This window comes from Nonomuraea basaltis, from assembly GCF_005893125.1.
GTDB classification, from domain to species: Bacteria; Actinomycetota; Actinomycetes; order Streptosporangiales; family Streptosporangiaceae; genus Nonomuraea; species Nonomuraea basaltis.
The window spans coordinates 1-11,331 of sequence record NZ_VCJS01000053.1; the positions used below are offsets into that span (position 1 = coordinate 1).

Below are 11,331 nucleotides of genomic sequence, written 5' to 3' on the forward strand. Positions count from 1 at the left end.
TCATCCAACAAGAGATGCTCCGACACTGGCAGCGAAAATTGCTATTTTTTTTTTTTCAAGCAGAAGACGGCATACGAGCTGTCTTAGGGTCTCGTGGGCTCAGAGATTTGTATAAGAGACAGCCACCCAGCCGGGACCGGCCGAACCGCCCAAGACGATCACCCTCATCACCGGCGACAAGGTCACCCTCCGCTCGCTCCCGGCCAAGCAGACCCAGCTCGACGTCAAGCCGGGGCCGGGCCGCGAGAAGATCACCTTCGTGCACCGCCGCGCCAAGGAGGGGCTCAGCATCGTCCCCGTGGACGCGATGCCGCTGCTGGCCGCGGGCAAGCTCGACCCCCGGCTGTTCAACGTCACCCAGCTCGCCGCGCTCGGCTACGACGACGCCGCCAGCCCGGCGCTCCCGCTGATCGTGGCCTACCCCGGCCAGAGCGGCGCCGCGGAGCTGCGGGCCGCGGGCGGGCGCCCGCTGCCCGCGATCAACGCCGTAGCCCGGAGCGAGCCCCGCGACCAGGCGGGAACGCTCTGGAAGTCCCTGACCGGCCAGGCCAGAGCGGCGGCCGGTCCGGCGAAGATCTGGCTGGACGGCAAGGCCAAGCTGTCTCTCGACGTCAGCGTCCCGCACATCGGCGCCCCCGCGGCCTGGGAGTCCGGCCACACCGGCAAGGACGTCACCGTCGCGGTGCTCGACACCGGCTACGACCCCGGCCACCCCGACCTGCAGGGCGTGGTCGCCAAGGCCGAGAACTTCACCTCCGAGCCCGACACGCGCGACCTCAACGGCCACGGCACCCACGTCGCCGCCACGATCGCCGGCTCCGGCGACCGCTACAAGGGCGTCGCCCCCGGCGCCAAGCTGCTGATCGGCAAGGTCTGCGAGAGCAGCGGGCAATGCCCGGACTCGGCCATCATCGAGGCCATGACCTGGGCGGCCGAGAACGGCGCCCGCGTGGCCAACCTCAGCCTCGGTAACCCTGACGCCCCCGGCGACGACCCGATGGAGCAGGCCGTCAACACCCTGACGGAGAGGTACGGCACGCTGTTCGTGGTCGCGTCCGGCAACGACGGGCCCCAGATGGTCAGCTCGCCGAGCACCGCGGACGGCGCGCTGTCGGTCGGCGCCTCCTACCGCGACGGCGACACGGTCGCGCAGTTCAGCGGCACCGGCCCGCGCCAGGGCGACGCCGCGGTCAAGCCCGACCTGATCGCGCCCGGCGTGAACATCGTCGCCGCCAGGGCCGCGGGCACCTCCGCCGGCTACCCGGTCGACGATCTCCACACGGCGCTGAGCGGCACGTCCATGGCCACCCCGCACGTTGCGGGAGCGGCGGCGGTCCTCGCCGGTCAGCACCCGGGCTGGACGGCCGGCCAGATCAAGGCGGCGCTGATGGCCTCCACCGCACCCGGCGACGAGCTGGGCGCATACGTGCAGGGCGCCGGCCGGGTGGATCTGGCCCGCGCCGTGACCCAGCAGGTCACCGCCGAGCCCGCCGCGCTGAGCATGGGAGACGTGGAGCTGCCCGGCTCCGGGCCCATGGAGCGGACGCTCACCTACCGCAACGACGGCGACGCCGCCGTCCGGCTGGACCTCGGCGTGACGGCCAAGGACGGCCAGGGCGGCGCGGTGACGCCGTTCAAGCTCAGCGCCGGCGCGGTGGAGGTGCCCGCGCACGGCACCGCGCAGGTCACGGTGACCGCCGAGCCGGGCCCGATCGGCAGGTACAGCGGCACGGTCATCGCCAAGAACGCCGACGTGTCGGTACGCACCGGCATCGGCCTGCGGGTCGAGCCGGAGAAGCGCGCGCTCAAGCTGGCCTTCACCGGCACCGACGGGAAGCCCGCCCAGGACGCCTTCGCCGGGGTGATCGACCTCGACGCGAAGGAGCAGACCAACTTCGACATCTCCGGCGGCGCCCTGGACCTCAGGCTGCTGAAGGGCCACCGCTACACGGTCGTCACCCTCATGGCCGACCGGGACGGAACGCTGGTGATGGCCGCCGAGCCGGAGTTCACCCTCGATGCCGACCGCACCGTCGCCGCCGACGCCCGCAAGGCCAGGCCGGTGGACGTGGGCACTGAGGAGCCCACCGCGCGGCTGGCCATCGGCATGCTCGGCATGCTCCAGCTCGTCGACGGCATGCAACCCTTCGGCGTGGACGTCGACCTGGCCGGCATGTGGGGCGCGGCCCGCGTCGAGGGCATCAAGGCCATCCCGACCACCCGCACGGCCAGCAAGAAGTTCGCCTTCTACCGCTGGACGCAGTGGGCCAGGCCGAAGGGCGACGGCACCTACGACGACAGCCCGTACTTCTACCACCTGATGAAGGCCGAGCCGCGCATCCCCGCCGACCCCGGCTACCGGCCGAGCCGCCGCGACCTCGCCCAGGTCACCTCGACGTACGCCACCCAGCACGACGTCAAGTACGGCGAGCACTTCGCCCTGCCCGTGCTGTACGGGACCGAGCTGGCGTGGATGCCGTACGCGAACGTGTCCCGCTTCCCGCTCCCGTTCCGCAGGACCGAGTACTACACGCCCGGCGACACCGGCTGGTACCCGTCCTTCATCCAGTACCGCACGCCGCCGGACGGCTGGAACGACGTCGACCAGTTCTTCTTCGGCGAGACCACCGTCTACCGCGCCGGGCAGAAGACCTCCGACCGCTGGAACACCGGCGTCTTCGCGGCCGCGCTCAACCCCGGCGGCGACTACACCTGGCGCGAGGACAACCTGATGCAGTTCTCGGCCGGACTGTTCGATGACGGCGTGCCCGGGCGCGTCTCCTACGGCGAGCACGTCGCCCCGCAGTCCAGGCTCTACCGCGACGGAAAGGAGATCTTCGCCGAGGACCTGCTGCCCGGCTGGATCGAAGTGCCCGCCGAGCAGCGCGAGAGCGACTACCGGCTCACCATGACCGCCGACCGCGTACCGGAGCTGACCAAGCTGTCCACGCGGGTCAGCGCCGAGTGGCGGTTCAGGTCGAAGACGACCGAGCCGGGCGAACGGCAGGTGCTGCCGCTGCTGACCGTCAAGATCAGCCCGGAGCTGGACGACCGGAACCGCGCCGCCGCCGGCCTCATGCGCATCCCGGTGCGCGTCCAGCGCCAGGACGGCTCACCCGGCCTGAAGCTGCGCACGCTCACCGTGGAGATCTCCTACGACGACGGCCGCACCTGGCTGCCCACGCTGGTGCACCCGACACTCGACCGCGGCTGGGCCGCCGAGACCTGGCACCCGATCAGCGCCCGCGGCACGTTCGCCTCGCTGCGCGTCAAAGCCGCCGACACCGGCGGCAACGCCTTCACCGAGACCGTCATCAGGGCCTACGAGATCAAGTGAGCGCAGGACGACCCCGCCGCGCCCACGCGGCGGGGTCTTCCGTCATTGGACGCGTTCGAGGACGACGACCGGGATCTGACGGTCGGTCTTCTGCTGGTAGTTGTCGTAGTCGGGCCACGCCCTGGCCATCACCTGCCACATCTCCGGCTTCTCGTCCTCGCGAGCCGTGCGGGCCTGGACCTTGAACCTCTCGCCCTTCACCTGCACCTCGACATCGGGGTGGGCCATGAGGTTCTTGTACCAGTCCGGATGCTCGGGAGCACCGCCGTACGAGGCGACGACCAGGTAGGCGTCGCCGTAGCGCTGGTAGATGAGCGGTGTCGTGTACGGCTTGCCTGAGTTACGGCCTCTGGTGGTCAGGAGGAGGACGGTGGTGTTGTTCCAGTCGTGCCCCTCCGCCCCGTCGGTCTCCTGATAACGCCGGACATGTTCCTTACCGAAGAGCATGCTCACAAGCTACCCACGGATGGCGTGACCTCACCGTTACTCGGAGAGGTCTGTACGAGAAGTTAACACGGCTGGCACACTGCAATCATGTAAGCGCTTACACCACAAAATGATGAAAGCGCTTACATGAACAGGGAGCAGCTCCATGGACGTGACCATCTACGAGGTGGCCAAGCGGGCCGGCGTGTCGATCGCGACCGTGTCCAGGGCCCTGCGCGGCACCGGCCCCGTCGCGGCCAAGACGCGGGAGAGGGTGCTCAAGGCCGTCGAGGAGCTCAACTTCACGCCCAGCCGCCTCGGCGTCAGCCTCGCCGAGGGCCGGCACGCCGCCAACGGCATCGTCTTCCCCGACCTCGCGGGCCCGTACTACACCCAGGTGCTGCTCGGCTACGAGGAGGTCGCCTCCGAGCTGGGCCGCTCGGTGGTCATCCTGTCGGCCAAGGGCCGCACCAGGGTCAACGACCTGATCAAGGACCTGGCCGGGCGGGTCGACGGCATGCTGATCTTCGGCCACGTCGCCCCCGAGCCGCTGATCGCCGAGCTGGTGCGGCTGGGCGTGCGGCTGGTGGTCATCTCGCGCGACCCGCTGCCCGGCGCCGACACGCTGCGCAGCGAGAACACCGCCTCGGCGCGGGCGCTGGCCGATCATCTGGCCGGCCACGGCTACGAGCGCTTCGCGTTCCTCGGCGCGCCCCTGGCCGCCGGCGACGACGTGGACGAGCGCTGGCGCGGCGTGCGGGGGGTGCTCGGCGGCGCGATCGAGGCCGTGGCCACGCGTGAATACACCGTGGAGTGCGGCTTCGACGCGGCCAGGAGGCTGCTCGAAGATCGCAGAAGGCCCGAGGCGATCGTCTGCTCCGACGACGAGGTGGCGCTGGGGGCGCTGCTCGCCGCCGAGGAGCTCGGCCTCGACGTGCCCGGCGACGTGGCCGTCACCGGCTGGGACGACATCATGGCCGCCCGCCACGCCAGGCCGGCGCTGACCACCGTACGCCAGCCGATGCGCGAGCTCGGCGCCCGCGCCGCCCGCGCGCTCGACGAGCTGATCACCGGCGTCCGCGACACGCCGCGCCACCAGATCCTGACCACCGAGCTGGTCGTCCGCTCCAGCTGCGGTCACCACCCCCAGGAGGTACGAACGTGAACACCATCACCCGGCGCGCCGCCACCAGCGGCCTGCTGGCTCTCGCGATGCTGGCCGCCGGCTGCGGCCGCGCCACCGAACGGGCGCCCGAGCAGGCGCAGGACGTCACGACCGGCAACGTCACGGGGGAGGTCACGGTCTGGGCGATGGGGGAGGAGGGCAAGGCGCTCGGCGCGTTCGTCAAGGACTTCGAGAGCGCCAACCCCGGAGTGAAGGTCAACGTCACGGCGATCGGGTGGGACGTGGCGCACGACAAGATCACCGCGGCCATCGCGGGCGGCGCCACGCCCGACGTGAGCATGATCGGCTCGACCTGGTCGGGCGAGCTGGCCAAGACCGGCGCGCTCGACCCGACGCCGGGCAACCTGGTCGACAAGGCGGCGTTCTTCCCGGGGGCGTGGCAGACGGTCGAGCTCAACGGCACGGCGTACGGCGTCCCGTGGTACGTCGAGACCCGCGTCCTCTACTACCGCACCGACCTGGCGAAGAAGGCCGGCGTGCAGCCGCCGGAGACGTGGCGGGAGTTCACGGACTTCGTCAAGGCGCTCAAGGACAAGGGCGGCGCGAAGAACGGCTTCAACCAGAGCTACACTCTGGGCGCCTCGTGGCAGGAGGCGCTGCCGCTGATCTGGCAGGCCGGCGGCGAGATCGTCAAGGACGGCAAGTACACCTTCGACACCCCCGAGGCCGTGACCGCGCTCACGCAGTACGAGTCCTTGTTCAAGCAGAAGCTCGCGCCGAACAACACCCCCGAGGGCGCCTTCCCGCAGAGCTTCATCAAGGGCGAGGTCGGTGGTTTCTTCTCCGGCCCGTGGATGATCGGCGTGCTCAACAACGACGGCGGGCCCGAGTTCAAGGACAAGTTCGACGTCGCGCCGTACCCCAAGGGCCCGGTCTCCGCCACCAGCTTCGTCGGCGGGGCCGACATGGCGGTGTTCAAGAAGGCGAAGAACCGCGACGCGGCCTGGAAGTTCGTGCAGTGGCTGAGCGAGGCGAAGGTGCAGGCCAAGTGGTACACGACGGTCAAGTCGCTGCCCGCCGTGCAGGCGGCCTGGCAGGAGCCCGAGCTGACCGCTGACAGGCAGCTCGCGGTCTTCGGCGAGCAGCTCAAGGACGCCAAGACGCCGCCGCCGTTCCCGACGTGGGAGCAGGTGGCCCGGGTCCTGGAGGCCGAGCTGGAGAAGCTGGCCCGCGGCGCGCAGACCCCCGAGCAGACGGCCGAATCGATCCAGTCGCAGGCCGACACCATCGGGACCGGCCTGTGAGCGAGCGAACGATCAGACACAGCGGTTTGCTCACAGGACCGACGAAGGAGGGCCTGTGAGCATGGCGGTTCCCGTCGTCCGGGACTCGTTACGCCGGGGCTGGATCGGCTGGATGTTCATCCTGCCGTTCGTGGTGCTGTTCGCCGTGTTCTACCTGGGGCCGCTGCTCGTCGGCATCGGCCTCAGCTTCACCGACATGCGCAGCACCGACGTGACCGACCCGCTCGCCGTTGACCTGGTCGGCGTCGACAACTACCTGCGGCTCATGAACGACGCCGCCATGCGCGCTGCGGCGGTCAACACCGTCGTGTTCGTGCTCACCGCGCTGCCGCTGACGATCGGGCTCGGGCTGGCCGCCGCGGTCATGCTCAACTCGGGGATCGCCCGCCTGCCGGCCGCGTTCTTCCGGCTCGGCTACTACCTGCCGAACATCACCAGCATCATCGGCATCGCCGTGGCCTGGAAGTTCCTGCTGGAGCCGGAGGCCGGACTGGTCAACCGGCTGCTGGAACTGGCCGGGATCCGGGGCCCGAACTGGCTGCAGAGCCAGAGCACCGCCCTGCCGTCGATCATCGTCATGACGGCCTGGCGCAGCTTCGGCTTCAACATGGTCGTGCTCCTGGCCGCCCTCCAGACCATCCCGAGGGAGCTGTACGAGGCCGCGGAGGTGGACGGCGCCGGGCGGTGGGCCCGCTTCCGCTCGGTGACCGTGCCCTCGCTCCGCCCCGTGCTGCTGTTCTGCACCGTCTACAGCTCGGTCGGCTTCATGCAGTTCATGGAGGAGCCGCTGGTCATGACCCGGGGCGGGCCGCTGAACTCCACGCTGTCGGCGTCGCTGGCCATCTTCAACCAGTTCGGGGTCGGCAACTACGGCTACGCCGGGGCCGCCTCGACGGTGCTCTTCACGGTGATCGTGGCGCTGGCCGTGCTGCAGCTGAGGCTGGGGAGGAGAAGGTGACGAGGACCCGCCGCCAGCGCGCGGTCGTCTACGCCGGGCTGACCTTTGGCCTGGCCCTGGTCGCCGGGCCGTTCCTGTGGACGGCGCTCAGCTCGGTCAAGCCCGAGCGGGAGATCAGGCGCGACCCGCCGACGTTCTGGCCAGAGACGTGGACGCTGGACAACTTCGCCGAGCTGTTCACACGGGTTGACATCGGCACCGCGTTCGCCAACAGCATGATCATCGCGCTGGTGCTGGTGGCCACGAACCTGCTGTTCTGCTCCATGGTCGGGTACGCCTTCGCCAAGCTCGACTTCCGCGGCAAGAACGTCGCGTTCGGCCTGGTCCTGGTCCAGCTCGCGATCCCGGCGATCGTGCTCATGGTGCCGCAGTTCGTGCTGATCGCGAAGCTCGGCATGGTCAACACGTTCATCGGGATCATCCTGCCGACCGTGGTGACGCCGCTCGGCGTGTTCATGATGCGGCAGTTCATCTCGGATCTGCCCGACGAGCTCATCGACGCGGCCCGGGTGGACGGCGCCAGGGAGGTCCGGATCTTCTTCACGATCATCCTGCCGCTGTGCGGGCCGCCGCTGGCCACGCTCGGGCTGATCACGTTCCTCCAATCGTGGAACAACTTCCTGTGGCCGGCCGTGGTCGCGCAGAGCGAGCGCATGTACACCCTTCCTGTCGCGCTGAACATCCTCAACGGCCACGAGGCCACCCACTACAACCTGCTGGTCGCGGGGTCGGTCGTGGTGATCGCGCCGATCCTGTTCCTGTTCGTCTTCCTGCAGCGCTTCTTCATCCAGGGCATCGCCACCACCGGCCTCAAGTAGAGGAGCACCCATGCGCAAGACTGTCGTGTCCGGTCTGCTCGTGCTGGCCTTAGCCGCGCCCGCAACCGCCGCGAACGCCGAAATTTCGGGAGACAGCACGCTTCTTCGCTACGCGAAGGACACCTGGCGGTCGATGGCCGCCATGGTCGAGCCGGCCACCGGCCTGCCCGCGGACAAGGTGACCGGCGACCTCAAGACCAGGGCCGAGGTCACCTCCCCGACCAACATCGGCACGTACCTGTGGAGCACGCTCACCGCCCGCGACCTGCGCCTGATCACCGGCCAGGACGCGTCGGCCAGGATCGCCAAGGTGCTCACCGCCCTGGAGCGGCTGGAGCGCAACGCCCCGACCGGCCAGTACTACAACTGGTACGACCCCTCCACCCTCCAGCTCATCCGCACCTGGCCGGAGACCGGCGACCCGGTCCGCCCGTTCGCCTCCAGCGTGGACAACGGCTGGCTGGCCGCGGCCCTCATGATGGTCCGCAATGCCGCCCCCGCCCACGCCGCCCGCGCCGACCGGCTCGTGACCTCGATGAACTTCGCGTCGTACTACGACCCGGCGGCGCGCCCCGACGCGGGCACGGGCCTGCTGCGCGGCGGCTTCTGGCCGGAGCCGCCCGACGGCTGCTTCGTGGCGAGCGACTACGCCGGCACCGGCACGACCGTCTACTCGACCTGCCACCACTACGGCGCGCCCGCCGAGACCCGGATCGGCACGTACGTGGGCATCGCGCTCGGCCAGCTCCCGCGCGAGCACTACTTCGGCCCGTACCGGACGTTCCCCGACAACGGCTGCGACTTCGGCTGGCAGGAGCAGAAGCCGGTCGGCTCCTGGAAGCGGTACCTGGGCGTGAACGTCTGGGAGGGCACGTACGGCTACCGCGGCATGCGCTATGTCCCCAACTGGGGCGGCTCGATGTTCGAGGCCCTCATGCCCGACCTCGTCGTCCCCGAGGCCGAGTGGGCGCCGCGCAGCTGGGGCCGCAACCACCCGGTGTTCGTCCGGGCCCAGATCGAGCACGGCCTGTACGAGGCCAAATACGGCTATTGGGGCTTCTCCCCGTCCAACGACCCGCACGGCGGCTACCGCGAGTACGGCGTGGACCCGCTCGGCATGGACGAGCCCGGCTACACCTCCGACCGCGAGCGGACCAGCGTCGACCCCGGCTACGAGGGCTGCCGCCCCGCCCGGCCGGAGCCGGCCGCCTACGGCGACGGCGTGGTGACGCCGCACGCGAGCTTCCTGGCGCTGCCGTACGCACGGGCCGCGGCCATGGACAACCTGGCCAAGCTGCGCCGCGACTTCGACGCCTACGGGCCCGGCGGCTTCTACGACGCGATCGCCGTCCGCTCCGGCGTCGTGTCGAAGTGGTACCTGGCGCTCGACCAGGGCATGGTGATGGCCGCCCTCGGCAACGTGCTCGCCGGCGGCAACCTGCACGGCTACTTCGCGGGCTCCGGCGTGGAGGCCAGGCTCCGGCCGGTGATGCGGCTCGAGGAATGGGATGTGGTCAACCGATGAAACGGGGAAGATCTTGATGAACACGGCCGCCCATCGCGACTGGCAGGACCGCATCGGCCAGGCCTCCGGTGAGCTCGCCGCGGCCTCGCGACCCGCCCTGGAGGCCCCGTCCGGCCTCCGGGCGGTCCCGGGCGCCGGCCAGGTGACGCTGACCTGGGACCCCGTGCCCGGCGCCATCGGCTATCTGGTGCACCGGGACGGCGTGCCGGTCGGGCAGCCGGACGTGGACGTGCCGGCCGTACCGTCCTGCCGGTACGTCGACACGGGCCACGGGGCGGCGGCCTACGCGGTGGCCGCCGTCTCGGCCATGGACGCCGCCGGCCCCCTGTCCCCGGCGGTCCACGCGGGGCCCGCCGGGGTTTCCGAGGGGGCCTGCGTCCGCGTCGACGCGCGGCGGGTGACGCGGGAGCTGCCGCGGCCGTGGGCGTACATGGTGGGGTCGGAGCACCTTTCGTACCTGCTGAACACCGGTGAGACCGGCGGCAGGCCCATCGGCGAGGAGCTGACCGAGGCGCTGCGGATCATGCGCGGCGAGCTCGGCGTCGAGACGGTCAGGGCGCACGCCATCCTCTGCGACGACCTGGGCGTGTACAAGGAGGTCGACGGCCGGGCGGTCTACGACTTCAGCGGCGTGGACCGCGTCTACGACACGGTCGTCGGCCTGGGCCTGCGCCCGATCGTGGAGCTGGGCTTCATGCCGCGCGACCTGGCCGCCGACCCCGCCAAGACCGTCTTCGGCTACGAGGCGATCGTCTCGCCGCCGAAGGACTACGAGGCATGGGGCGACCTGGTCAGGGCACTGGTCGAGCACCTGGCCGGCCGGTACGGCATCCACGAGCTCGTCGATCACTGGGCCTTCGAGGTGTGGAACGAGCCGAACCTGGCCGTCTTCTGGTCCGGCACGCCCGAGGAGTACTTCCTGCTCTACGACGTCACCGCCGCCGCCGTGAAGAACGTGCACCCGGGCCTGCGCGTCGGCGGCCCCGCCTCGGCCGCGAACGGCTGGGTCGAGGAGCTGCTCGCCCACGTCGCCGAGTCGGGCGCGGCCCTGGACTTCCTCTCCACGCACACGTACGGCAACGCCCCGCTCGACTGGCGCCCCACCCTGGACCGCCATCGGCGGGACATCCCCATCTGGTGGACCGAATGGGGCCCCACGCCCACCCACTTTCACGGCATCGGCGACGGCCCGTACGGAGCGGCGTTCCTGCTGCACGGCATGAAGTCGGCCGCGGGCCGGATCGGCGCGCTGTCACACTGGGTGGCCTCCGACCACTTCGAGGAGCTGGGCCGCCCGCCGCGGCTGTTCCACGGCGGCTTCGGCCTCCTCACCGTCGGCAACCTGCGCAAGCCCCGCTTCCACGCGCTCGCCCTCGCCGCCCGCCTGGGAGACGCCGAGCTGGCGGCCACGCTGGACGGGGACGTGGCGGGCGTGGAGGTGTGGGCGGCCAGGCACGACGACGGCCGGATCGGCGTCCTGCTCTGGAACGGCACACTCAACCAGGCCCAGGCGGCGGGCGCCCCCGAGCTGACCCGCACGATCACCCTGACGATCGACGGCCTCGACGGCCGCCCCCGCACGCTCACCCACCACCGCATCGACCACGCCCACTCCAACGTCGAGGCGGCCTGGCAGTCGATGGGCGGCGGCGACTGGCCGGCGGGCGAACAGTGGGACAAACTGCGCGCCGCCAACACACTGGACGAGCTCGAGCCCGCCACCGCGGTCACCGGCGACACGCTCACGCTCCGGTTCGCTCTCCCCATGCCCGGCGTCTCGTTCATCGAACTGACGCCCTGAGTGGCGGTTCTGTACGGGGAGCGCGCGCCGATGAGA

The 11,331-nt window shown here is 70.6% G+C and carries 8 protein-coding genes; 7 read left to right on the forward strand and 1 reads right to left on the reverse strand.

The features are described 5' to 3' along the window. Positions 1-259: 259 nt before the first annotated feature. Entirely contained in the window at positions 260-3,337 is a 3,078-nt protein-coding gene (locus tag EJK15_RS24690; RefSeq protein WP_138712839.1) for a S8 family serine peptidase, read from the forward strand. 42 nt (positions 3,338-3,379) lie between these two features. Here the strand turns inward: EJK15_RS24690 and EJK15_RS24695 are convergent, their stop codons facing one another. After that, positions 3,380-3,784, reverse strand: coding sequence for a nitroreductase family deazaflavin-dependent oxidoreductase (locus EJK15_RS24695; RefSeq protein ID WP_138712840.1), 405 nt, complete (start codon positions 3,782-3,784; stop codon positions 3,380-3,382). A gap of 145 nt (positions 3,785-3,929) precedes the next feature. On the opposite strand from EJK15_RS24695, the gene EJK15_RS24700 reads away from it, so the two are divergent. From EJK15_RS24700 to EJK15_RS24725, 6 genes are all read left to right on the forward strand, one after another. Beyond that, a complete protein-coding gene (locus EJK15_RS24700; RefSeq protein WP_138712841.1) occupies positions 3,930-4,928 on the forward strand; it encodes a LacI family DNA-binding transcriptional regulator in 999 nt (332 codons plus the stop codon). After that, positions 4,925-6,193: a sugar ABC transporter substrate-binding protein gene (locus EJK15_RS24705; protein ID WP_206061095.1), complete on the forward strand. Its 1,269-nt coding sequence runs from the start codon at positions 4,925-4,927 to the stop codon at positions 6,191-6,193. The genes EJK15_RS24700 and EJK15_RS24705 overlap by 4 nt, the downstream gene beginning before the upstream one ends. Before the next feature lie 61 nt (positions 6,194-6,254). After that, positions 6,255-7,151, forward strand: a complete 897-nt coding sequence (locus EJK15_RS24710) for a carbohydrate ABC transporter permease (RefSeq protein WP_138712886.1) — start codon at positions 6,255-6,257, stop codon at positions 7,149-7,151. Further along, positions 7,148-7,969: a carbohydrate ABC transporter permease gene (locus EJK15_RS24715; RefSeq protein ID WP_138712842.1), complete on the forward strand. Its 822-nt coding sequence runs from the start codon at positions 7,148-7,150 to the stop codon at positions 7,967-7,969. The genes EJK15_RS24710 and EJK15_RS24715 overlap by 4 nt, the downstream gene beginning before the upstream one ends. Positions 7,970-7,979: 10 nt before the next feature. Continuing rightward, positions 7,980-9,494 (forward strand): glucoamylase family protein, encoded by a 1,515-nt coding sequence (locus EJK15_RS24720; protein WP_138712843.1) that lies wholly within the window; start codon positions 7,980-7,982, stop codon positions 9,492-9,494. Between the two features lie 16 nt (positions 9,495-9,510). Beyond that, positions 9,511-11,295, forward strand: a complete 1,785-nt coding sequence (locus EJK15_RS24725) for a GH39 family glycosyl hydrolase (RefSeq protein WP_138712844.1) — start codon at positions 9,511-9,513, stop codon at positions 11,293-11,295. Positions 11,296-11,331: the final 36 nt, after the last annotated feature.

Excerpts from the sequence above, each read along its gene's own strand:
- EJK15_RS24695 (WP_138712840.1), bottom strand. The coding sequence starts at position 3,784 with ATGCTCTTCGGTAAGGAACATGTCCGGCGTTATCAGGAGACCGACGGG.
- EJK15_RS24710 (WP_138712886.1), top strand. The coding sequence starts at position 6,255 with ATGGCGGTTCCCGTCGTCCGGGACTCGTTACGCCGGGGCTGGATCGGC.
- EJK15_RS24720 (WP_138712843.1), top strand. The coding sequence starts at position 7,980 with ATGCGCAAGACTGTCGTGTCCGGTCTGCTCGTGCTGGCCTTAGCCGCG.
- EJK15_RS24725 (WP_138712844.1), top strand. The coding sequence starts at position 9,511 with ATGAACACGGCCGCCCATCGCGACTGGCAGGACCGCATCGGCCAGGCC.
- EJK15_RS24700 (WP_138712841.1), top strand. The coding sequence starts at position 3,930 with ATGGACGTGACCATCTACGAGGTGGCCAAGCGGGCCGGCGTGTCGATC.